This is a genomic window from Actinomyces sp. ZJ308, assembly GCF_011752065.1.
Taxonomy (GTDB): domain Bacteria; phylum Actinomycetota; class Actinomycetes; order Actinomycetales; family Actinomycetaceae; genus Actinomyces.
The window spans coordinates 31,555-54,684 of record NZ_JAAIJY010000025.1 but is presented as its reverse complement, the minus strand read 5'-3'; the positions used below and the strand labels follow the sequence as shown (position 1 = coordinate 54,684).

Below are 23,130 nucleotides of genomic sequence, written 5' to 3'. Positions count from 1 at the left end.
CATCGGCATGCGCACCCCCGCCGAGCACGAAGCCGCCTGGGCCCCCGACACCCACCGCCAGGAACAACTACAACCAGCCACCACCACATCCAGCTAAACCAGCCTCCACAAAACCCGGGGCTTGACAAGACAATGAGTGCAAGCAGTGGGTCGGACTCGATGATGAACTTTGGTCTGCTCGTCGCCGGAGCCGCGACGGTCATGGCTGTTACGGCCCGGGTGTCCGCTGGGGTGGCCTGCACCGTTAGCGGGTGCAGCGTCAGTCGTGACCCGGTCAGCGGGACGATCGCCTCGGTCCTCCTCGTGGCTCCGGCGCGGGCCTGGGGTGCCCAGGGCATGAGCGGGATCGTGTTCTGGCTGTGCTGGGTGTCCATGCTGGTGCCGGTCGTGGCGGGTGCCGTGTGGGTGTGGCGCCAAGCCAGCGCGCGAGGTCTGCTAGGTGGGTCGGGTCGCAGCGGCGACCTTCGCCACGAGAAGGGTATGGCCACCAGGAGCCAGGCGGTGCAGCACTTCGGGGCTAGGTCGCTGGAGAAGATGGTCTGGCTTCGCCCTGACCTTGCGCGGCCCACCTGCTGGGAGCTGGGCTACCGGGTGGGAAGGTGCCGGGGCGTTAACGCCTTCCTTCCCAAGGAGGACTCCCTGGTGGTCGAGGGGCCCTCACGCAGCTCCAAGTCACGGCTGGTGCTGGAGGCTGTCCTGGCCGAGTTCACCGGCGCGGTAGTGGGGACCTCGGTGAGGGCCGAGATGGCGGCCCGCACCGTCCTGCACCGCCAGGCGCTGGGTGGGCCGGTAGCGGTCTTCGCCCCCGGCGGGGTGAGCACCACCGGTGAGGCCGGACGGGTCCTGGAGCGGGCACAGCTGCGCTGGTCCCTGACCAGAGGGTGTGAGAACTCGAAGGTGGCTTTGCGCCGTGCCAAGGCCCTGGCCGCCAACGCCGGCAAAGGCACCGGTGGAAGCGCAGCCTTCTGGGAGTCTCACGCTCGCCAGGTTCTCGCCCCGCTGCTGCACGCCGCGGCCCTGTCCGGTGAGGGCGTCGAGGCCCTGGCCAGGTGGACCCAGAGCTCGGCTCGGGCAAGGGACGCCGTCGCGGTCCTGAACGCCTCATCCACAGCGGAGCGGGGATGGGCAGACCGCCTCGACGGGGAGCTTTCGGGCGACAGTCGGACGGTAGACAACATCTGGGCCACGGTCTCATCGTGTGTCGGCGAGCCGTTGATGGACGCTGAGGTGCGCGAGATGGTCTCCCCCGCCCCGGGGATGGAGCTCGACATCGAGGACTTCATCCGCCAGCGGGGCACCCTCTACGTCGTCAGCGACAACAACGACTCGGCAGCCCCGTTCCTGGCGGCCCTGATCGAGGACTTCTACGCCGTGGCCACTGAGCTTGCCAACCGCTCGGAGGGCAACCGGCTGTGTCCGGGGCTGCTGCTGTGCCTCGACGAGATCGCGAACATCGCGGTGCTGCCGTCACTGCCGAAGATGATGAGCGCCGGCGGCGGAAGCAACATCACGGTCATCATCTCGATCCAGGCCCGAGCCCAGCTGGCCGACCGCTTCGGCCGCGACGCCGCTCAGGCGATCTGGGCCGCGGCCACGGCAAGAATGCTGCTGGGCGGGACCATGGACGGTGAGACCCAGCGTGACGTTGTTGCCAGTATCGGTGAGCGCACCGTGGAGCGACGGACCGGGTCCACCGGCTTGGGCCAGTCGTCGTGGGGAGAGGTCAGGGAGAACGTCGCTACCGCCGGCCAGGTCCGGGCCCTGGCCAAGGCCAGCGCTCTGCTGTTCAAGGGCGCGGCGCCGGCGGCCGTCATCGACCTGATGGACATCGACACCCGTCTCAAGCACCGTGGCCGCCGGTACCCGTCCCCCACCTCGGCGGCCGCCAAGCCAGCCGACCCTGCGGTGGCTGCGGAGCCGTACCGGCCGCCCGAGCTGGCACCAACCAGCTACGGGCAGTGGCCGGCCGGCTCGGGCCAGCAGACCCCTCCGACAACGACGCCGGTGGGGAGGTGAGTAACGCATGGACAGGAGCATGAGCGATGAGGTGGTCCTCTACGGGAGGGCCAACTGCGTGCAGTGCACGGCTACCGGACGCAAGATGAAGGCCATGGGGGTGGCCTACACCTACAAGGACGTCGACGACCCTGAGGCCGCCCGTGAGGCGGAGCGGGTCGCGGACCGCCTCGGGGCGCGTCAGCTTCCCCTGGTGGTGGCCGGCGACAAGGAGTGGGTCGGATACCGACCCGACCTGATCGAGCGGCTGCGTCCCCCTGAGGTGGGGGCCGCCAGCCGCAGCCGGGCGCCGGCCCCCACCCGAGAGAGAACCATGGAGATGAGCGGCTGATGGCCGGGCTGAGAAACAGGCGCCGCCCACTGCGTACCCCGGGGCGGGTGGCGGCCGGTAAGCGCTATGCGGACTGGTTGGCCTCCCCGGGGTGGCACAGGCGCCGCCAACGCTGGGCGAGCGAGGAGCAACGCCGCTACGGGCGCATCGTGTGCGCTCTGTGCGGGGCCCGGTGGAGCCAGTCCCGCGGGGACCTGCACCACCTGTCCTACAGCCGTATGGGCAGGGAGAGGCACGAGGACCTGATGGCCATGTGCCGGCCCTGCCACGAACTGGTCCACCAGGCGATCGACGCCTCACGGTCCTGGCAGAGGCTCATCTCCCGGGGCAGGAGGCGTCAGGTGACCCTGGCGATCATCAAGAGCATCAGACAGTCACGAGCACGCAAAAACCAAGAGGAGTAATGATGAGTGAGGACAGCAGCACCACCGCTGGCGGCGGGGTGTGGGACACCAGTGGCGGGGCGAACGGGGCCGACATCCCTTTCGCCCCGACGATCGACTGGTGGGCACTGACACCGCAGGAGCGTCTCAAGGAGCTCGGAGAGTTGAGGATCTTCGTGGCCCGTCTGGTCGTGGACTATGAGCTGGGCGCCGGAGTGATTCCTCCGTGCTGGGAGAAGCACGAGTGGGTCGTTCACATTCTTGACGCTCTTCATCGTTCCTATTTGATTGCGACACACCCCGTCCAACCCGGTGAAGCACTCATCGGGTGGCACCATAATTTCATGTTCGCTCGTGATCTGCTGCGCGAGGCATTCACCGGCTCGTGCACAGCCAGCGGTCACGTGCCCGCCCGCTCTCAGGCGTGGGCGGCAGATATCGTTGCCGGGGGTAAGGACAGCCAAGAGTGGATCGGACGCCACAGGGAGGCGATGGCCGCCTACCGCACCGAGGCGGAGGCGGCGGCCGTCGCGGCGGCGGGCGCCTGACGGCACACTCTGATGACTGGAAGGAAGCGACAGTTCTGTGGCCGTGCGGCCACACGGAGCAGCTCATGCTGACCTGGCTGCCGACGCTGGCCGCCCGGCGCAGCAAAGCCAGGCAGACAGCGAATCAGGACGGGTGCGTCACCTGCGCCGCCGGCGGCGCACCGGCCCAGGACGCGGTGGTGGTGCCGTTCCCGGAACAGCCTGAGCCGCGCAAGCGGGGGGTTCCTGCATCCGGACAGGCGATCCTCGACGAGCTGATCGAGGCCGGCCAGGAGTGGATCGAGGTCACCAGCACGGCCGTGAGCCTGCTGGTGGAGTACGTGCCCGAGGAGATACGTGTCGACGTCGTCCCCGGCGCGCTGGCGGTTGTGGCCAACCCGGGCCCGATCGTGCGCTCGTGGGGCCAGTGCAGCGCCGAGATCGGTGGCCGTATCGCCGCCGGGGCGGCCAGCATCACGGTCCTGGCCGGTGGAAGCGCCGCAGTGTGCGACGGGGGCACGCTACTGGCCCTGGCCGGCGCCGGAGTGGTTGGTGCCGGCGCGCGCCTGGTGCTCAACACGGAGATGGACGACATCGATGAGGACCTGGTCGTCCACGCCCTGCCATGGTCGGTCGTCGTGGTCGACGGCGTCGCCGAGGTCGTCACCGCCCAGCCGTGGGGCGTGATCGTCGACTCTGCCGGCAACACGAGTCCGGCCCTGTCCGAGCCGGCCGACGACCTGGGCGAGCTGCTTGAGGTGGCCCAGGCCATGGGCGCCCACCCGGGCCTATAGCTCCCTGCCCCGGTCCTGCTCTCTGCCCGGCCGCTGCCTAGTCCTGGGCTGCTGCGGTACACCAACCGTGCCTCTGGGGGTGCGGCTCATGGTGGGCACCCCCGGGGCTCGCCCAGGAGCCGGGGCCGCCTGCCTGGGTGCCTGCTCGGAGAGCCTGCGGGCCCTAAGGAGCGCCTGGGTGGCGCGTCGGCGGTCCTCGACGACGGTGCGGTCGATGTGGGAGACCACCGGCCCCAGGGTCGCCTCCAGGGAGGCGTCATGGGTAGTGGCGGTGATGGGTCCGCCGGGCGGGTCGACGATGCCGTACCGGTCCCGGTAGGCCGCGACGGTGCGGGCGGCCTCCAGCCACTGGGACCGCACGCGCGCGTCGGCCGGCGCGGGGCCGAGGTCCTTCGTCCAGGGCTGGCCCTCGGTCAGGGCCTGGTGCAGGACGGCGCTGGCTCGGGCGGTGATGAGCTTCTCGCGCTCGGCCAGGGCCCGGGCGACGTCGGGGTCGGCCGAGGGAGGTGCGGCGGGGATGAGGCCGGCGATGAGCCGGCGCTGTCCGCCGGCGGCGGTGTGGGCCTTGCGGGCCTTGGCGACACGATTGGCCAGATCAGCGGCCGGGTGCTCATCGTTGAGGGGCTTGGCGCCGGCCAGGGCCGGCAGCACCGTGTTGACGTCCAGGCCGGCCCGGTGGCTGCGGCGCAGCTCCTTGGCCAGGGCATCAGAGTAGTCGTCGGCCAGGATCCGGTCGGCCTGGCCGGGCAGGAGACGGGGCAGGGAGTTCTCCCATCCCCAGGCGGCCTCTCCGGCCGCGATCGTCTGATACTCGTTGGCCAGGCGCTTGACGGACTCGACTTGGTCGGCGTGGCGGTTGGCGGCTCTGCGGGCGGTGGCCGGGGCGGTGTCGCGGGCCAGGACGTCGGTGAGGATGTGGGCGGGCTCCTGCGCGAACTGGGGCATGAGGTCGTCATCGGCGGCGGCGGAGTCGGTGACGACGTGGGCGACGTTCGCCGACTTGCCGCGGGTCATGCCGACGTAGAGGGCCTGTCGGCCCATGTCGGGGGTGACCACGACGTGGCAGTCATCCACGGTGCGGCCCTGGGCGCGGTGGATGGTGGTGGCGTAGCCGAGCTCGACCTGGGCGGCGACGTAGTCGGCGGGCAGGTGGATCGCCTCCGTAGCCGGGTCGGCGGCAGGGGTGACGAGCATGGCACCGTCAGCGGACACGGCCTGAACTGTCCAGGTGGCGCCGTTGTGAGCCCAGTGGCGACCTGAGCGTAGGGCTCGCGCGTTCTTGCGGGTGACGATGAGGTCGCCGGCTGACGCTTGGTTGCCGTCGGCCAGGGTGACCTCCCGGCCGCCGACTTTGCCGGCGGCCTTGAGGTCCGAGCGGGCTCGGGCGGCGAGCTCGGCGGCGGTGGCGTTGTCGGCGGCGACCATGAGGCTCGTGCGGCCCTGGGCGGTCTCGGCCGCCCAGGCGGCGTGGACCTGGTCGAGGACCTCCTCCTGGATCCCGGCCTCGACGGCTCCGCGGGCGGTGTAGGTCTCCACCGCCCTGCGGTCACCGGCGCGCAGGGCCAGGGAGGCCGGCCCCTGCCAGTCGTCGACGAAGCGGTGGATCGTCTTCAAGGAAGGCACGCTCTCGGGGTGGGAGTCGATGAGCATGCCGAATGCTCCGCCGGCCTCGACAGCGGAGAGCTGGTCGGGGTCCCCGACGGCGAGGACCTTGGCGCCGGCGGCTTCGGCCTGGGCGACGATCTCGCGTAGGGGCAGGGTGGCGGCCATGGAGGCCTCGTCGACGATGATGAGGTCACCGGCCTCCAGGCGCGCCTTCTGCACGGGAGTGGTCTCGATGCGGTGCAGCGCGGTGTCGATCGCGGCCCGGATCCTCCGGTCGGGCAGGCCCGCCGTGGTGGGGTCAACGACCGCGAGGGAGTCGCGGATGTCCGCGACCCGGCCGCCCTGGTCGAGCCAGTCGCCGGCCCGGCGCAGGAAGTCGATGTGGCTGTCGCGCTCGGCGGCCGCTCGGCGCAGCGTGAGCCACATGGCGGTGTTGTCGGCCGGCGCTCCCAGGGACTCGCCCAGGACCTCGGCGGCCGCCGAGGAGGGGGCCAGGGCGGTGACCGAACCGGCCCCGTGCTCGGCCTGCCAGGCCTCCACCAGAGCCGACAGCGCGGTGGTCTTGCCGGCGCCGGCAGGCCCGACCATGAGGTCCAGGCGCCGGCCACTGGTGGCCACGGCCTCGATGGCGGCCAGCTGGTCGGCGCTGGGCGCCCTCTTCCCGGAGGTCGCCAGGGCCTGCGGGTTGGCCAGCCTGGGCGCATCGGTGCTCCGGCTCCAGCGCAAGAGAGCGTCCTCGGCGTCCAGGAGCACCTGGGTCGTGAAGATCTCGCTGTTCTCGGGGACGAACTGACTGGAGCCGTCCCGGCGGCGGTAGCGGGCGGGGGTATGCGCGGTGGTCGCGTAGTCCACGCGCACGCACCTGGCGGTGACCGCCTCGGTGAGCCGGCCAGTGAACTGATCGCGCTGACCGGGGGTCTCGAAGCGGATCCGGCGGGCTGCGCGCTGGGCCTCGGCGCGGATGTTCCAGGTGCTCCAGTGAGCGCGCGATGACTGGAGCGCGACCAGGACGCCACCGGCTAGGTGGACGACCTGGTCGTCGGTGATGTCGGCTGCGCGCACGGGGTGGGAGCGCGTGCCGGGCTGACCGGGCATCGTCCCTGGCGCGGGCAGGGGCCGTCCGGTCACGCCGCGCAGGGGCTGATCGCCGGCGACCTGGCGTGCGCGCTCACGCCACGAGCGCGTGAGCTCTTCCAGGGAGTGGTGCTTCTTGTCGCTGCGCGTGCCGGCCCAGGCCCTGGCGTCGGCGTCCCAGTGTCCCGCACCGTCGGCGCCTGCCTCGTCGCGGGCGGCCTCGATCTGGGCGTGCCGGGTGGAGAAGACCTTCAGGAGGCGGTCGTCGACGCCGTCGATCTCCCAGTGCTCCCGCCCAGTGCGGGAGACGGAGCGCACGTGCCACTCCACCCCCAGGCGCGCGGAGAGGCCGTCCATGAGGTGGTTGTCGTAGGCCTCGCTCAGGGCGACCTGGGCGGGCATGAGCGCGCCGTGGGAGTCCAGGGTGCGCCAGGCCCCGTCGGGGCCCTGGACCCGGTTGGCGACCACGAGGTGGGTGTGCAGGTGGGGGTCGCCCTCGCGGGAGTCCCAGTGGTCGAACGCCGCGGCCACGACGCCGCGCGTTTCTGTTTGGACGACTCCCCCGGCGCCCTGGCGGGTGCGGATGGAGTCGGCCTCCATCATGGCCACGATGTGCTTGATCGCGTCGTGGTGAGCGGCCTCGACCTGCTCGCGCACGCCGGCGTCACCGAGCGCCCACACCACCGACACACTCTTGGGTGGGGCGAAGGTGAAGTCGAAGCCGTGCACCGCCTTGGCTTTGTTGGTGCGCGCGACCTGCCGCTCGATTTGCTCGATGCGCGCTGCGCGCTCATCGGCGCTCAGCTGAGCGCTCAGGTCGGCGGTGAGTGCGCGCACCCGGTCAGCGGTGGACACGTGCGCGGGGAACGCGCGCCCAAGCATCTGGTGAGTGATCGGGTCGGCGCCGTCTTGGATGAGCGCGCGCAGCTGGTCGGCGCCCACGCGCCGCCCGGCGTGCAGGTGGCGGTCATCGTCGCCCAGGCCGTCTAGGCCGGCGCCCAGCCACCGCCCTGGGGGTGTGCCCGCGCTGGTGTAGTAGCGCGTGCCGTCGAAGTGCGCGTGCGCCTCTTGGGCGGGACCATCGGCGACGGACTCGATCAGGTAGTCAACAATGCTCGTACCCTCCCGACCGGTGTCGTAGAGGCGCTTGACCGTGATCACGGGCGCTCACCACCGGTGACCGCCTCGGTCAGGCGCCTGGTCTCGCACGGCCAGGGGTGCGCGCACTCCGCGCACGCCCCGTCCTCGTCGGGCACGTGCAGGCGCTTGATGAGCGCGCACGCGCGCGCAGCCGCGGTCATGTGTGCTGCGCGCGTGCGCGCGGCGCCTGCGCGCGCACGCCTGCACGCCGGCGAGCAGTAGACCTGACTGCTGCGCGCCGGCGTGAACACCGCTGCGCACACCGGGCAGATCGCTGAGCGCTCACCCTCTCCCCTAGCCCGGGTGTAGGCGCGCACGTGCTCGCGGCCGCGCGCGTAGCGTGCACGCCTGCCCGCTCGCTCTCTGCACGCTGCCGTGCAGTACACCTGGGTTGAGCGGCTGGGGGTGAAGAGCTGACCGCACCCGGGGCAGGTGACCTGGTGGTCAGCTCTCCATGCCTGGCGGCACTCCTTGGAGCAGTAGCGCTTGCTGCGGCGCTTGGCGTTGAAGGTGCACCCACACTGCACACATATGACCTGGATCACAGTCAGTCCTTGGGTTGAGATCGTCACTGTCGCCTATGACCGTGCCGAGGTGCGCCACACCTGCCCCTGACACTTTGGGGTTTTGGTTCCGCAGTGCCAGATGTGCCTCGATTTATCTCTTCTCGGCTTGCTAAAAGACGAGAAGGTGACGTTTCGGCGTGCACGGCATCGTCCGTTCGGAACGCTTTAGCGTCAGGTACGGGGATGGTGAGAGGGGCGCTGGTAGGTGAGTGCGCTGGGAGCCGACTCAGACAGGTACAGGGGTAAGTGAGTGAGTGTCTTGGTGGGACCGAGCGTGTAGGTGAGCAACTACGGGTGTGATCGGCCCGGAAGGTGAGCGGGTACCAGCCAGCGGGGTGTGGGCGAGTCGCGAGGAGCGGCCCGCGGGCGAAGACAGGGCCGCTCGCGAGGCGGCCACACCCCCGGTCCTATGGGTCCCGGTGTCCATCATGTGGGCGGGTCGGCCCCGGCGGTAGCCGGGCCGTCCACATGTGGGCACGGGGTACCCGGGCCGTAGGTTTCCCCTCCCCCTTCTGGCGCGCGAGCCCCCACGGGGCTCGCGCGCGGCGCTCACAGGCAGATCGGCGACCAGCAACGGCAGGTGACCTGACCGGTGACGGTGGGAGGGCTGTGCCCGGGCCGCCTTGACGGGGGCTGGCGCTGATGGGTCAAGGTGAGTGGCGGCCGGGGTGCAGGCCGGCCCTGCTACGGACGGTGACGACGCCAGCGTGGCTGAGGGGTTGTGGGCAGGCTGGGCGCCCGCTCGGCCTGGTCGGGCGACGAAGGAGCCTGGCCGGCGGCGCCCCGGGCCTGTCCACGGCCCCGGTACGGGGTCCCGCTGTCCACCTGTGCGTGGCCGCCGGCCCCGGCGACAGCCGGCGGCCTCCACAGGTGCGTCAGCGGGCTCGGCGACCCGGCGATCTGGGTGACGCCGTCACCCAGATCGGGTTCTCGCCCTTCCTGGCATGCGAGCCCCGTAGGGGCGCGTGTGGCGTACCTCGGCACGGTTAGTAGTGACCAGCAAACAGGTAATTGAAGGAGGAACTGCTGTGGTTGATATCGATATTGACTCTGTGACCAGGATGCTGGGGCGCGGGAGAGATCAGGAGATCAACGGCCTGCATTATGAGGCCGTTGACCGCGCCGCCCACGCCGCATCGCTGAGCACTGACGAAGTGGGCCAGCTCGTGGCATCACCTCAGGTCCGTGAGGCTCTCGATGAGTGGAGGACGGCCGCTGACTCCTGGGGGATCGCTCACAACCGGTGGTCGGACCTGCTTGGGGACACGACTGATTACGAGGAGCTGGATCATCGCGAGAACATGTCCAGCATCGCCTACGACCGCATCGTGGACAGTCATTCTCGAATGGATGAGGTGGCTGCTGAGGCCACCGGCAACCCTGCGGCAGGTGAGCGTTTCCGCATTTTCGTCACCGCGGGTGAGCCGCTCGTCGAGCAGGCCGGCAGCCAGGAGCTGCGGGGCATGCTCCACCTCAACCACGCCCTTGAGGTTGGTCAGGAGCAGGCTGAGGCCCGCCTGCCTCGTGGGCAGGAGCCGTCGGCCGAGCTGCGGGCCGAGAGTGAGGAGCACCTGGCGGCAGCCAAACAGGCGCTGGCACAGCACCCTGACGCCGATGGCATTCTCGCCGTCGTCCAGGACCTCGCGGCTCACCCGCACAGCCGTGAGTGGCACGGCAATGACGACATGGACACTCCGATCTATCGCGAGCTTGGGCAGGCCATCGCGGCCACCGGCCTCGGGGACAAGGAGACACTGTCCCGGCTCCGGCAGCAGCGAGTCTTCAACGCCGAGCACCTCCAGCTCGATGGGTACACCGACGGCAAGCCTCTGCCGCTGGAGGCTCCGCCGGGGCCGGCGGCCACGAAGGGGCCAGGGGTGTCGGCGGTCGGACGGGATGTGCGTCCCTCGGTCGAGACGGGCCGGGATGTTCACAGGGTGGGGCCTGCGCCCGCGGCGTCGGTTCCCTCCCCCGGTGGCGCGCCGAGGGTCGGCGGCCACGCTCAGGCCCAGCACGGTCACAGCCAGCGTCCGTCGATGGACCGGTAAGTGGTGACTGCGGTGACGGGGGTGAGCGCACCCCGTCACCGTCGCAGCTAGAGGCAACAGATCACACGACAACGTGAAGGAGAGATCAGGAAATGGAGTACCTCAGGGCTACCGGGGCGTGGGTGAATGAGATCAACCGGCAGATTGACGACGTGATGGTCAAGGCCGGTATCAGCGACCGGGGTGGGTGGCGGGTGTCCTCGATGGACCAGCCTCGCTACTTCCAGGTGGTCGGGGAGTCAGAGACCGGGATCGTCGGCTTCGTGGGTGAGAGCGCCAGCGGCACGTGTGAGGTGTGGTGCCAGCGTGTAGGTGAGGACCACGCCGTACCGACCGTCAGCGTCGAGGAGATCGCTGAGTGCCTTGACATGCCCCTTGAGCGGGCAGCGATCGCGGTCGCGGGGATGACCGCGGTCGTCGAACGCGGTCACGCCGCGCTGTCGCACTACGACGGGTGGACGCTGGTGGAGACCAGCGGAGGCCGGCTGCTGCCGGGGCTGATGACTCAGCGCGGCACGATGGTGGACATCGACCGGGCGAAGCGCGCCGGGCGACTGGGGCTGGGGAAGGCGGCCTACACCGTCCACCGTGATGGCGATGACGTGTGGGCACAGCCGGTCGACGGTGGTGAGCCCATCGAGCTGGAGCAGATCAATACGCGGTGGGGCAGCTACGTTGTCCTGCCCGGGGCTGAGACCGTCACCGAGGAGGTGCATTACGCCGCCTGGGCGGCATGGTCCGCCCAGGAGCACGCACTTGGGCGGGTCGGCCCGCGCGAGAGCAAAGACGTCTACGAGTGGCACCCAACGGGCAGCTTCAGCGTCTGCATGACTGACGGTGAGGATGGCGGTGTCCCTGCGGTGAGGTATCAGAGCGGCGAGTGGACGACAGTCGTCAGCATTGAGGACACCGAGCTGGTCAACCTCGTCAAAGGTGAGCAGACCTACGCGACGGGTATCCCGGTTTCTGCTGCGCGCTACCTGATCGAGGCCGACCTGATCTGGCAGGCCAGCCAGCCTGGGATGAGCACGAGCACTGCCCCTGAGGGACTTAGCCAGGAGCTCGCTGACCTGACTGAGAAGATCGACAGCATTACTGACTGGGTCGGCATCCACGTGGCTTACTTCGACGGCACCCCTTATGTGTGGACCGAGGATGAGTCCATCATTCGCCTGATTGAAGGTGCTGGCGGGGTTGTCGAGGCCGCCACACCTAGCGGCGAGGTGTGGCGTGAGGGCCTGTGGGATATACACCGTTCCACTGAGGAGGACGAGCGCGTGCTCGATGAGGTCAACCGGCAGCGCGGGGCACATCCCGCCGCTGCGAGCAGCTCGCTGGTGGAGACCTCGTGAGCTCAAACGGTTCTGGACTGAGGGGCCGGCGCTACGTGCGCCGGCCCCTCGTGACGTGGCTGCGCCATACACGGTGTGGCGCACCTGGGCACGGTTACGGGTAACAGAGCAGCCTAGGAGGAGGGCATAGTCATGGAGGATTTTCCGTTGGAGGTCACTGGCCGGTGGCTTGACGAGATCACCGAGGATGTACGTGCTGTGGTGCGCAGTACTGGGATCGGGGACTGGATCGAGTGGTCGCTGGGGACGTTTGCTTTTCCTCGTATTTTCGCCGTGATCTTCGAGTCCCGCGCCGGGGCGGTTGTTTTCGAGGCGACTGATATGGAGGCGCTGGGGTCGCACAGCGTGACGGGCAGGCGTCCTGATGGTGGCAGCAGCGAGCTGACGACAGCTGAGGAGATCGCGGACTACCTGGGAGTCGAGATCGAGGTGGCAATGGCCTTGTGGGACGCCGTCCCGGCGGCGGTATCGCAGGGCCTAGAGCGTCTGGTCGCGGAGTCGGGCAGGAGGACGCTGGTGGAGACCAGCAGCGGCAAACTGGTGCCGGCTGTGCCCACGCTTGATGGGGCGGCGGTCGATGGTTTCGAGGCTAGTCGGGTCGGCCGGATCGGGCTTGGGCGGGAGTCCTATACGACGCACTATGACGAGACCTGTGACCTGTGGGCTGACCGTGCTGATGGGGGCCGGTCCAGGCTTGAGCCGGTGGAGCCAGGGTCGGGGCTTTACGTTCTTCCGGGCACGGAGGAGGTTGGCTATGCGGTACGTCAGGCGGCGTTGACTGCGTGGTCGGCCACGCAGAGCTCGCTGGGTCGGCCGGTGAGTGCGGCTGATAACGGACCGTCGTGGCCGCCTGTCGGCCTCTTTCATGTTGGACCGAGCGGCCGGACGGTGACGTACAGCACCGAGGGCACGGTCGCGGATGAGGGCTGGACGGTGGAGGTCGAGGTCAACGGCACTGCGCCCTTCGCCCCTCGTCGGGTCGACCTGTACCGGGACGGTCAGCTCTACGCCAAGGGAGTCTCGGTGGAGGCTGCCCGGCACCTGGTGGAGGCCCGCTTCGTTCAGCGCTTCAGTGAGAGCTTGATGAACATGGCCCCCGGTGCTGTGGGCGAAGAGCTGCTTGAGCGGACCAGAAGAGTCGTGGAGACGGCCGGGGCACTGAGCACTCGGGTCCTCGTTAGGGACGGATCGCCCTGTGTCGCTGTCGGTCGGGCCGGTGAGGGGCGCCTGATCCGCCTCGTCGACGCCGGCCTGGTCGAGCTGTCGATGCCCAGCGGTCGTGTCTCCTGGGTCAGCGAGCAGGAGGCGGTGAGGCGGCCTCCTAGTCCAGAGGACCGGGCGGTCATGGATGAGGTCGCGGTGCAGCGCGCGGTACGGGGGCGTATGCCGCGCCTGGCGGGCGGTGCTATGCAGCTTGGTTCCAGTCCTGTGGTGGCCAGCTTCCCGGCTCATCCTGAGCGCGGTGGCCGGCGGGTGGAGCCTGCGCTGTGAGCGCCACCGGTACCGGGCTGCGTAGCTGGAGCCACTCGTGGGTCGGCCGCATCTCTGTCGCGGGAACGGCCTTGCTCGCCATCGGTGGTTTTGTCCTGTCGTTTGCGGCGCTGAGGGACCTGGCGGTGAGGGTGGGGATGCCCGCTGACCTGGGCTGGATCTGGCCTTTGCTGATTGACGGGATGATCGTCGAGGCGACCCTGGCGGTCGTGGCCCTGGCACAGCGCGGATCTCAGGCCGTGTGGTACGCGTGGTTCCTCCTGGCAGTCGGTGCCGTGGTGTCGGTGGGCTCCAACGGTGTCCACGCGATGGTCACAGGCCATGGGTGGGCCGGGGCAGCGGCGGCCTCAGTGCCGCCGGTGGTGCTGCTGGCCACCACCCATTTGACGGTGCTGCTCATGGCCGCCCCCGACGCCACCGACTCAACGGGGCTCACGGGGGTTCCGGTGGGGACCGAGCTGCAGCCGGGCCCCGACGACAGTGGCAGTACCCCACCTCGCGGCAACGAGGCGCCTGCGTCCGCGGTGGATGAGACCCGGGAGCAGCAGGCCTCGGTGAGCCAGGAGCCAGCTGCGCCTGGTCCGTCGCCGTCAGCGCCGGGTGACGGCGAGCTGGACGAACTCGATGGTCCAGCGCCGACCACTGACGTCACTGACGTCGAGACCGAGCCGAGCGACACAGCTGACGAGGAGGCCCAGGGCGAGGATGCCGACGATGCCGGCGAGCTGAGTCTTGAGGAGTGGGTCGCTCGGCGTGAGGCCGCCGGCCAGGCGGTGACGGGGACGATGGTCGCCAAGCGCCTCGGGGTCTCGCCCTCGACGGGAAGGCGGCGCCTGGCGGCGTTGCGCAAGGCGCGCCAGCCGCACCTGCGGCTGGCCAGCAATGAGTAGAGCAAGCAAACGAGATGAGAAGAAGACTTAGGAGGGAGTAGAGAGATGATGAGGCTTAGGCTTGAGGCGAGAGAGATGTGGAACTCCATCTTGCCGGTGACCCCGGTGTTCGTGCTGGCCAACGGGAACCGCCGCCTTGTGGAGGCCTTTGACCAAGAGCTCCAGGTCGGGGTCGTTGACCTGGCCCGGGACCTGGTGGAGCTGGCGCGCACAATGGGGCGCGCGATCGATGTCCAGGTCGAGACGGGCAAGTGGCTACGAATCCGGCCGGACGGGACGATGTCACCGACGGCGATGCCAACGAGCCTGAAACGGGTCAGGGCGGTCAAACGCAAGCGCGCGCGCCGCCTGGCCCGCCAGGCGCGCTGGGAGGCGCTCAAGGGGTTCCTGAGGATCCGGCGTCGTGGGCGCGCCCAGCCATGGCCCGCTCCCTGGCCCGAGAACCGGCCGTTGCCGTCTGCACCGACTGTTCTAGCGCACCAACGGAATATGCCGCGTCACTGCCAGCCGGGAGGCGTCGGACGGCGGCTCGTGCTGCCGCTGCTGGTGGGCGGCCACGACGCTCCCGGCGGAAGGACGCGTGGCCGGGTCAGGACCATCTCCACGGCGAGCACGACGTAGGAGCCGGCGAGCAGCAGGAGCGAGATGAAGATGGATGCAGCGTAGTCGGGGCTGACGGCCATGAGGAGGCCGCCGGCCCCGACTGCTGCGAGGAAGGAGACGATGAAGGCCCAGGGGAAACGGCCCCATACTCTTCTCCACGGCCACACGGCCCAGAGGAGGAAGACGAGGCCGCAGAGGGCGATCATGATCCTCCCGATGCCGGCGCCGGCCTGGTTGGGCACCTCAGCGATCGCCTTGGGCTGGGTGGAGAGCAAGAAGATGGTGGCCGCTCCGAGCGGGATCAGCGACCTGATGGCAATGACGACGAGCATCTTAAAGAATGCTCCGTACACGCTGTGCATGGTTCCTCCTCGTTGGTCTGGCTGGTGCGGTCATGGCTGGGGGCGCCGCCCTCGGGGCAGGCGGCCCTGGAAGACGGGGACGGTGCTGCCTCCGGCGTCGGCGACGGCGCGGCGCAGGGCGGCGCTGATGACGGCGGACCGTGAGATCGCCCGGCCGTGCAGGGAGTGGTCCTCGACGGTATCGATGATCCTTTGCTTTGTTGCCGGGGTGAGGGTGATCTTGACGATCTGTCCCTCGTCGCCCATGGTGCTGCTGATGAGCGCGTCTCGGCGGTGGTCGAGGTAGGTGTTGATGACGCCGTCGACCCACTCGACGAGGGCGACCTCGTGACCTGGGTGGGCGCGCAGGTACAGGGTCCTGGCCTGGGCCCATAAGACACGATCTATCCAGATGTTGACGATCACCCGTCCGGTGGCCGGGGCTCCGCGCCGCCGTGGCGAACTGTCTTTGGGAGTTCCCTTCCTTCCAGCCTTAGAAGGCTTAGTAGCACTAGTAGCATTATTGTTCTTAGTGGCCTTAATCAGGGCCGGTGCTCCGCGGCCGAGCCCCCGAGGGCGGGTCAGCGCCTTCTGTGGTGGGGCCGGTGGAGTCTGGATGGCTTGGGCGTCGCGCTCGGCGAGCGTGCGCCGCTTGGGTCTGGGGGTCATGATGCTGCTCCTTCGATGATGACTCTGGCTGCGGCGGCGTAGTCGGTTGCGACGGGGGTGTCGGGGGCGTAGGCCCCGACCGGGAGTCCTTCCATGTAGGAGTCCCGGGCGGTGACGGAGTCGCGCACGGGTGGGGTGACCCGGGCGGGGTAGGTGTTACACAGCTGGGTGAGAATCTCCCTGTCGAGGAGACGCCCACGACCGTCCCTGGCGCGGGAGTCGAACGCGACGGGCACCACCCAGCTGATGCTCGCGCCGCGGTTGATCCTGCGTGCGATGCGTGCGTCGAGGACGGCGGTCAGGCGTCTCAGCTGGTCGTAGGCCTCCACGCTCGGGGTGACCGGGGCGATGATGACGTCGGAGGCGGCCAGGCCGGCCTGCGTGAGCGCCCCGACCGACGGTGGGGTGTCGATGACGACCTCATCCCACCGGCCGTCGTGGGCTGGGAGCTCGTCGCGAAGGAAAGTCGCGAGGTCGGCTGGCGGGTTGGCCTCGGTGTCGGCCAATGCGTGGGTGCCGGCCAGGACGTCAACACCGTCCAGGACGGGCGAGGGTGTGGCGGCCTGGTCCAGGTCGAGCTCTCCGGTGAGGACGTCGGCGGTGGTGCCGTCGACCTCACTGGACGCGGTCAGGCCTAGACGGTTGGTGAGGTTGCCCTGCTGATCCAGATCTATGGCGAGGACACGCCGGCCGAGCTGGGACAGGGCGAGCACGAGCTCGGCTGCGGTAGTGCTCTTGCCGACCCCTCCTTTGGGGGTGGCCACCGTGTACGTCACCATGATCGCTGACCTCTCTAAGGCATCTGGTTCTACTAATACTACTAATATTATTGAGGTATTGCAATAGTTTCGAGTGTTTGGGTAAGGTGATTTCGCCTCTGATCTCAGTGATCGATGGGTGCGCGTCACGCCTGCGCAACGTTGATTACCTGAGAGGAGGTGAAGGAGATGTGTAGAAGCTGCCGGCTTCAACACGCCACCTCGGACGGCGCTGGCAGTGCTCCGACATGGTGCGACATCGTAATGGTGATCGCAGCCATAGCGGGAGTTGTGATTAATTTGGTCCAGCTACTGAAGGGGTAGGTTACTTCTTCTGGGGTACCCGGGTATTGTCCGGGTACCCCTCTTCTACACCTCAGGCCATGGGTCGGTGTCGAGGGTGGCGCTGGCAACGATTTTGAGGCCATCCAGGGCCTGGCGCTGTTGGGTGAGGGTGACGCCAAGGTAGCGGCCTGTGGTAGCGAGCGAGGCGTGTCTCATGAGGGTCTGGACGATGCGGCTGTCGGCGCCGGACTCCAGGAGGCTGGTGGCGAAGAAATGCCTCAGCTGGTGGGCTGTGGCGTCGATCCCGGCGCGGCGTAGGGCTCGGGCGATGACGGTTCCGACGGTCTTGGCGGCGACGTGCTGTCCGGGTCGGAGTGGGGAGGGGAACCAGTAGCCTTTGCGGGGGTAGTTGGCGGCCTGGTCGAGGATGACGGGGTGTGCGGGTAGAAGGTCGGTTCTGCCGCCTTTTCCGGTGACGGTGAGGGTTCCGCCGGCGGGGTCGATGTCTTGGCCTTTGAGCTTGGCGATCTCGTGGATGCGTAGGCCGGCGTATGCGGCTAGGAGGATCCTGGTGCGGGTGGCTGGGCGGAGTGGGAGTGCGAGGACTGCGTCGAGCTGTGGGTGGGTGACGGGGCGGGGTCTTGCTGGTGGGACGCGGGGTCTGGGGACTCGCATGGTGGGGTCGTCGTCGCGGTGGCCGGCTTGTACTAGCCAGGAACACCATGCTCGGATGATGGAGTAGTAACTGTCAGCGGTGACTGGTGAGTTCGTGGTGGCGAGGAAGGCGATGATGGTGTGTGGGGTGAGGGCCGCTGGGTCGGTGCCGGTGGTTCGGGCGAGTTGGCGGATGAGGCGCGGGCGCTCGGTGATGGTGGTCTGAGAGAGTCCCTGTGCTTGCATGGTCAGGGTCCAGGCGTCGAGGAGGGTGTCGGGAGCGTCGTCGGCACGGACGACCTTCAGAGAATTTCTCATGACAGGAATAATCCCGGTTGTAGATTCCTGGCACGCCACCTTGTAGAGACCTGAATGTCACAACCTCTCTTTGCTGGTGAGCCACTCCCCCAGGGCTGGCGGTGACCATAAGCGGGTGACCAGCAACGGCAGGCGACCTGACCGGTGACGGCAGGAGGGCTGTGCCCGGGCCGCCTCGACGCCGGCCAGCAAACTCGGGCCACGGTGGGTGGCGGCCGGGGTGCAGGTCGGCCCCGCTACGGATGGTGACGTCGCCAGCGTGGCTGAGGGGCGGTGGGCAGGCTGGCGCCGCTCGGCCTTGTCGGGCGACGAAGGAGTCTGGCCGGCGGCGCCCCGGGCCTGTCCACGGCCCCGGTACGGGGTCCCGCTGTCCGCCTGTGCGTGGCCGCCGGCCTCGGCGATAGCCGGCGGCCTCCACAGGTGCGTCAGCGGGCTCGGTAGCCCTGCGGTTCGGCAGGTGAACCGGCTACAATTGGGGTGACTCACTCGGGTCGCCGTGTATGTCCTCCTTGGGGTCCGGCGACGTGGTGGTGCGGGCTGCGAGGCCGCATCCATGGTGGGTCACGCGCCGGCCGGGGCCGGGAGAGGATCCAGCTCTCCCGGCCCCGGGGTGTTTCAGGACTGGGCGTCCTGAGCCAGGACGTACCGGGCGATGTCCAGGGTGTACTCCAGGTCATCGAGGGTCATGTCGGCGTCGGTGCGAGCGGCCTCGACATAGCTCTCGATCGCCTCGGCGACGAACTCCTTGACCTGGTCCGGGGTGTACTGGCGCGGCGCGTTGTTGGGCATGTTGACCTCCTTGGGGTCTTTCCTTTGTCGGTCTGCGAGACCGGTGTCCCCCGGGCTTGGGGGACGCGCCCTGTGGCAGCCTGCGGCCGGTGATCGTCAAGGCCGAAGAGCGGAGCCTCGCGCGGCGGCACTCGTCATGGCGACGCAGGAGCTGTGACGAGTGCCGGGGCCAGTGAGGTGGAGCGTGCCTTGACGATCGGCTGACCGGCCGTGGGCTAGGATGGGTGTCCCACGAGACGGGGTTGAAGGTGACCCAGGACTGGTGACCTGAGGAGCACGGTGGGCCGGCAACGGGCAGGTATTCGTGTCGGTGCTCGCCGCTAGGGTCCGTGGGCATGACGACTTTGGCGAGCGTGAGTGACGGGCGTCCTGGGGTGTGCCCGGGGTGTGGGGCCAGCTGGAAGGTGCTGGATGGGATGCTGCCCCTGCCGCTGCGGTGCTCGTGCTCGGGGGACTTTGAGTGGCACGACGCCTGGCGGTGCGAGCACTGCCGCGTCGTCCTGGCCCAGGGGTGCCAGGACACGGGCGCGTGGGCGCACGAGTACGTCCCTCATGGCGCGGTGCGCCTGACGACGGGGCCGGCGTAGCTGACCACCGCCTCTGGCCTCCTATGGCTGAGGCGGATTCAGTATGGGGCACGTACGGTGGTGTGGGGTGTCGTCGATACCGTCGGCTATGTCTGGGCTTGCTGCTCAGTGGGAGTCTGGTGCGTGGGAGCGGGTAGGGCCGTGTCTCAGGTGTGCTCTCTGGGTTAGGCGATCCAGGTTGCGTGGACTCCGGGGGTGATTTCGAGGCCTGTGGGGACGGTGAGGGTGGGGCCGTAGACGATGGTTTCCTTGCCGACGTGCTGGATGGCGGCGGTGTGGGCGATGTTGAAGCGTGCGCAGCGTGCGGCGGTGTAGAGGTCGGCCCAGATGATTTTCTGGTCGTCGTAGGTCAGGAGCCATGGGTAGGTGGCTGTTAGGAGCTTGTCTGCTAGGGCTTGGTGGTCGTTGGCGTTGAAGGTGTGGAGGTAGAGGCTTCCTCCTTGCTCGACGTAGGGCGGGTCGGCGTAGACGAGGACGTCGGTGGCGTGGGGCTCCATGGTGGTGAGGAAGTCGAGGCCGTCGAGCTGGGTGACGTGGATGCGGTGGCCGAGGGTGGCTACGTGCTTGACTCTTTCGATGAGGGCGGGCTTGTTGTAGCGGGCGTCGATCTTCCATTTGCCGGTCTGTTCGAGGCCGCCGATGGGGCGGGCGTCGAGGATGCCGGATCGGTTGGTGCGGTTGAGGTAGAAGGTGGCGAAGCCGAGGGTGAGGTCGTCTGCCTGGCCGGCCTGGTAGACGGCGCGCTGGTGGTGCCACTGGTCGATGGTGACGGGGGTGCTGTTGATGAGCTGGTTGAAGGCTTCGGCGCCGTCGGGGGTGGTGATGGTGCGCCAGAACGCGGCGATTCCGGCGTTGATGTCGTTGATGTGGATGTGGTCGACGGCGCTGTCGGTCAGGAGTCGTAGGGCGGCGCCGGCGCCGCCGGCGTAGGGCTCGGCGTAGTGGGTCGGTGCTGGGACCTGGGAGCGGATCAGGCGGGTGAAGAAGGGGGCCAGGCGGGCTTTGCCGCCGGGGTAGCGCAGGGGGGACAGGTACCTCACGGGTCAAGCCTGCCCGTTTTGGTTGCTCGTGGCCACCACCCCGGTGGGTGGGTTGCCGAGCTCAGTGTTGATGGCGTTGAGCAGGGGCGTGAACAGGTTGTTTGCTCGTTTGGCCATCTCGGGTGCGGCGGTGAACTGGTAGGCGTGCACGCAGTTGTGGAGGTCGCGGACGATGTGTCCGTCAGCGGTGTCGGTGCGTACTGCCGCCCAGGTTCCAGCTAGGTCTGGGCGGGTGGGGTTCTTGGAGTCCAGGAGAGGGTCGAGGTGACGCAGGACAGCGGCAAGTTTGTCAGTGAGCTGCTTGCCTTTCGGCCTGAGGTTCTGGTGGTCGATGAGTGCGTCGGCGGCGAGCTCGACCACGACGCGCGCCATGATCGATGCCGTTTCCGGGGATGTGGCGATCTCCAGCTGGCTGCATTCTTGGAGCATGTTCCTGAGTCGGTTGGGCATGTGGGTGCGTTGTACACCGTGGTAGAGGTGGGTCTCGCTCTTGCGGGGCTTGGGATGGCGGGATCGGGAGTTGCCTTCCGAGCGAGGCTTCTTCTGCTCGGTAGCGGATCCTGAGGCAAGGTTGTCTGCGGCTCCGGTGCCTGCGGTGGAGGAGGACGCGCCAGAGGGGCCAGACGCCTGCTCTGCGCCTCCGGCATCCTGGGCGGGGCTGGTTGTACTGGTGCTGGCCTGGCTGGTGGGGGTGACGTCGGTGTCGCCGATGGTGTCCTGCCATACCCTTCCTATTTCGTCCTCTGCAGCGTCTCTGTTGTTGAGGGTGCGGGAGGAGATGACGAGGACGTCAGCTGCGCCTGGTGCTTTGGGATCCTTGGGCTGGGGCGTGAGCATCCCGGTGATGAGCTTGTGGATGAACGGCTTGATCTTCTCGGTGTCGACGTTGACGTTGATCTGGCCGGGCTGGGTGAAGCTGGCGCCGAGGAGCTCTTTGACTTTCCAGGTGTAGACGCGGTCCATGAGGGTGTACTGCTCGCGTCGGGCCTGGTCGATGAGGTCGACCAGTGGGCGGTCGTGCTGGTAGGTCTCCTCCAGCCAGTACCAGAACTCGTTCCACTCCACAGGAGTGCTGCCGCTGTTGACCTGGTCGAGGTAGACCATCTCTGGGCCCCAAGCGGCGGTGCCTTCGCCGCTGCCTGCGCCGTGGTGCTTGAGGTGGATCCAGTAGCGGGCGTCGGCGCGGTGCTCGAACTCTACGCAGCTGGGGTTCAGGTAGGAGCTAGCGGTGCGGACTCCTCGTTTGATGCGCTCGAAGGTTGCAGCTGTCTGCGGGTCGGGGGCCTTGCGGGGGTTGTCGAGGAGGCGGCAGGCGACGAGGCGGCGGTTGCCTTCCAGGACGACGTACTTGTTGTCCTCGTGGACGATCGCCCACGACTCGGTGGGGTTGAGTCCGTACTCGGCGATGCTTCTTGCCAAGCCGACGATCTTGGGACCGAACTCCTTCAGTAGCCGGTCCATGGCATCGGCCTCGGTGTCGACGGAGGGGCGTCCGAGTCGGGGGTTTCGTAGGTCGAGGTGGAGTCGTTTGATGGATCGGTTCTTGTGCCCGTTGGTGGCCACGGTGGGAGCCCTTTCAGACATAGGGATAGGTGGGAGGGGCGGTGGATGGCCGGATCGGTGTGGTTCAGGCGGTGGCGAGGTATGCCTCGACGGCGTCGCGGATGACGGCGCTTGCGGTGGTGCCGTGCTTCTCGATGTAGGCGTCAAGAGCCGCGTTGGTGTGCTCGGGTAGGCGGACCTGGCGGCGTGGGGAGCGTCCGCGGCCGGTGGCGTGGGACTGTCCGAGTCCTGGGCGTCCGCGGAGGATGGCGTCGAGTTCGGTGTCGCTGATGCGTGAGCCGTCGCGGTGGGTTCCGTGTCCGATGGTGGGGATGCGGCCTGCGGTGACGTCCTCGTCGAGCTGGTTGTAGTAGGCCTGGTCGGCTTCAGTCAGTGGGGTGGGTGCAGGATCGTTGGTCATGGTGCTTCCTTCTGTTCTGGTGGGTCAGCGGTCTGTGGGTGGGATGAGGTGTCGGTAGAGGTCTGTGACCTCCATGGCGTGGAAGATGATGCGTCGGCCGCGACCGTCAACGGCGACGCCGACTTCGAGGTAACGCAGTGCCTGTGGGTGGGGCAGGCCGACGAACATGAATGACTGCTCGCCTGGACGGCGGGGCTGGAGGATCTCGTAGTCGACGTGGTGCATGACGGCGTACTCCGCGTCGGGACGGGGGACGTCGTGCTTGTCCGCTGAATCGGTGAACTCGAACCTCACACGATTATGGTAGTACCGTTTAGTGGTGTGGGCAAGACCTTATTGGCGCGTTCTTGGGTGGGGTGGCGTGGCGGTAGACGGTTGCTCTGCTGACGTTGAGCGCTTGGGCAACTTCGGTGATGGTGGCGCCGGCGGCCAGGAGGGCGGTGGCGGCTTCGGCACGTTGGGGTGTCCAGACGGTGGGGCGGCCGAGGCTCGCGCCTCGGGCCCTGGCGGCTTCGAGGCCGGCGATTGTCCGCTCGATGGTGAGCTCGCGCTCGAACGCCGCCAAACTGGCGATGAGGTGGACCATGAGTCGGCCGGTGGGGGTTGTTGTGTCGATGGCCTCATGGAGGCTTTTCAGGTTGACGCCTCGTCGGGTGAGGTTGTCGATGGTGGCCACGAGATGCGGGAGAGAGCGTCCGAGGCGGTCTAGGCGCCACACGACGAGGGTGTCGCCCTCGTCGAGCTCGGCCAGGGCCTGGTCGAGGCCGGGGCGGGCGGCCAGGGCGCCTGAGGCTGTGTCGGTGTGGATGCGGGTGCAGCCCGACGCCGTGAGGGCGTCGAGCTGCATGTCGAGATGCTGACTGCTGGTGGATACGCGGGCGTATCCGATGGTGGTGGCCATGGCTC

At 68.4% G+C, this 23,130-nt stretch carries 20 protein-coding genes; 9 read left to right on the top strand and 11 right to left on the bottom strand.

Annotation, left to right across the window (positions count from 1 at the left end):
- The first annotated feature begins 159 nt into the window (after positions 1-159).
- The 5 genes from HCR68_RS10785 (at position 160) to HCR68_RS10765 (ending at position 4,051) form a co-directional block, all read left to right on the top strand.
- Entirely contained in the window at positions 160-2,016 is a 1,857-nt protein-coding gene (locus HCR68_RS10785) for a TraM recognition domain-containing protein (RefSeq protein ID WP_167149356.1), read from the top strand.
- Between the two features lie 19 nt (positions 2,017-2,035).
- Positions 2,036-2,347, top strand: coding sequence for a glutaredoxin family protein (locus tag HCR68_RS10780; protein ID WP_167149355.1), 312 nt, complete (start codon positions 2,036-2,038; stop codon positions 2,345-2,347).
- Positions 2,347-2,751: a hypothetical protein gene (locus HCR68_RS10775; protein ID WP_075406572.1), complete on the top strand. Its 405-nt coding sequence runs from the start codon at positions 2,347-2,349 to the stop codon at positions 2,749-2,751. The genes HCR68_RS10780 and HCR68_RS10775 overlap by 1 nt, the downstream gene beginning before the upstream one ends.
- A 2-nt stretch (positions 2,752-2,753) precedes the next feature.
- Positions 2,754-3,278, top strand: coding sequence for a hypothetical protein (locus HCR68_RS10770; protein ID WP_167149354.1), 525 nt, complete (start codon positions 2,754-2,756; stop codon positions 3,276-3,278).
- Between the two features lie 65 nt (positions 3,279-3,343).
- Positions 3,344-4,051, top strand: a complete 708-nt coding sequence (locus HCR68_RS10765; protein ID WP_167149353.1) for a hypothetical protein — start codon at positions 3,344-3,346, stop codon at positions 4,049-4,051.
- Here HCR68_RS10765 and mobF read toward each other — a convergent pair.
- On the bottom strand, positions 4,046-7,891 hold the full coding sequence (gene mobF, locus HCR68_RS14470) for a MobF family relaxase (protein ID WP_167149352.1): 3,846 nt from the start codon (positions 7,889-7,891) through the stop codon (positions 4,046-4,048). The genes HCR68_RS10765 and mobF overlap by 6 nt on opposite strands.
- A gap of 1,573 nt (positions 7,892-9,464) precedes the next feature.
- Between mobF and HCR68_RS10755 the strand changes: the two genes are divergently transcribed.
- The 4 genes from HCR68_RS10755 (at position 9,465) to HCR68_RS10740 (ending at position 14,217) form a co-directional block, all read left to right on the top strand.
- Positions 9,465-10,484: a hypothetical protein gene (locus tag HCR68_RS10755; RefSeq protein WP_167149351.1), complete on the top strand. Its 1,020-nt coding sequence runs from the start codon at positions 9,465-9,467 to the stop codon at positions 10,482-10,484.
- Between the two features lie 263 nt (positions 10,485-10,747).
- Positions 10,748-11,836 carry a hypothetical protein gene (locus HCR68_RS10750; RefSeq protein WP_167149350.1) on the top strand — a complete coding sequence of 363 codons (1,089 nt, stop codon included), beginning with the start codon at positions 10,748-10,750 and terminating at the stop codon, positions 11,834-11,836.
- An 888-nt stretch (positions 11,837-12,724) separates the two neighbouring features.
- Positions 12,725-13,327 (top strand): hypothetical protein, encoded by a 603-nt coding sequence (locus HCR68_RS10745; protein ID WP_167149349.1) that lies wholly within the window; start codon positions 12,725-12,727, stop codon positions 13,325-13,327.
- Complete coding sequence (locus HCR68_RS10740; RefSeq protein ID WP_167149348.1) at positions 13,324-14,217, top strand: DUF2637 domain-containing protein; 894 nt, start codon at positions 13,324-13,326, stop codon at positions 14,215-14,217. Before HCR68_RS10745 ends, HCR68_RS10740 begins: the two co-directional genes overlap by 4 nt.
- A gap of 497 nt (positions 14,218-14,714) precedes the next feature.
- Here HCR68_RS10740 and HCR68_RS10735 read toward each other — a convergent pair whose 3' ends face one another.
- From HCR68_RS10735 to HCR68_RS10690, 10 genes are all read right to left on the bottom strand, one after another.
- The gene (locus HCR68_RS10735; RefSeq protein ID WP_167149347.1) at positions 14,715-15,152 is read right to left on the bottom strand and encodes a hypothetical protein; all 438 of its coding nucleotides are present in this window, start codon (positions 15,150-15,152) and stop codon (positions 14,715-14,717) included.
- 60 nt (positions 15,153-15,212) lie between these two features.
- Complete coding sequence (locus tag HCR68_RS13990) at positions 15,213-15,587, bottom strand: hypothetical protein (protein WP_208320586.1); 375 nt, start codon at positions 15,585-15,587, stop codon at positions 15,213-15,215.
- Positions 15,588-15,826: 239 nt separating this feature from the next.
- Entirely contained in the window at positions 15,827-16,609 is a 783-nt protein-coding gene (locus HCR68_RS10725) for a ParA family protein (protein WP_167149345.1), read from the bottom strand.
- A 348-nt stretch (positions 16,610-16,957) separates the two neighbouring features.
- Positions 16,958-17,845, bottom strand: coding sequence for a tyrosine-type recombinase/integrase (locus HCR68_RS10720; RefSeq protein ID WP_167149343.1), 888 nt, complete (start codon positions 17,843-17,845; stop codon positions 16,958-16,960).
- A 615-nt stretch (positions 17,846-18,460) separates the two neighbouring features.
- Complete coding sequence (locus HCR68_RS10715) at positions 18,461-18,634, bottom strand: hypothetical protein (protein WP_167149341.1); 174 nt, start codon at positions 18,632-18,634, stop codon at positions 18,461-18,463.
- 751 nt (positions 18,635-19,385) lie between these two features.
- Entirely contained in the window at positions 19,386-20,261 is an 876-nt protein-coding gene (locus HCR68_RS10710; RefSeq protein WP_167149339.1) for a DNA adenine methylase, read from the bottom strand.
- A gap of 3 nt (positions 20,262-20,264) precedes the next feature.
- On the bottom strand, positions 20,265-21,845 hold the full coding sequence (locus HCR68_RS10705; RefSeq protein WP_167149337.1) for a hypothetical protein: 1,581 nt from the start codon (positions 21,843-21,845) through the stop codon (positions 20,265-20,267).
- Positions 21,846-21,888: 43 nt separating this feature from the next.
- Positions 21,889-22,224 (bottom strand): ribbon-helix-helix domain-containing protein, encoded by a 336-nt coding sequence (locus tag HCR68_RS10700; protein ID WP_167149335.1) that lies wholly within the window; start codon positions 22,222-22,224, stop codon positions 21,889-21,891.
- A 24-nt stretch (positions 22,225-22,248) separates the two neighbouring features.
- Positions 22,249-22,518 (bottom strand): hypothetical protein, encoded by a 270-nt coding sequence (locus HCR68_RS10695; protein WP_017177503.1) that lies wholly within the window; start codon positions 22,516-22,518, stop codon positions 22,249-22,251.
- Between the two features lie 19 nt (positions 22,519-22,537).
- Positions 22,538-23,125 carry a recombinase family protein gene (locus HCR68_RS10690; protein ID WP_167149333.1) on the bottom strand — a complete coding sequence of 196 codons (588 nt, stop codon included), beginning with the start codon at positions 23,123-23,125 and terminating at the stop codon, positions 22,538-22,540.
- Between the last annotated feature and the right edge of the window lie 5 nt (positions 23,126-23,130).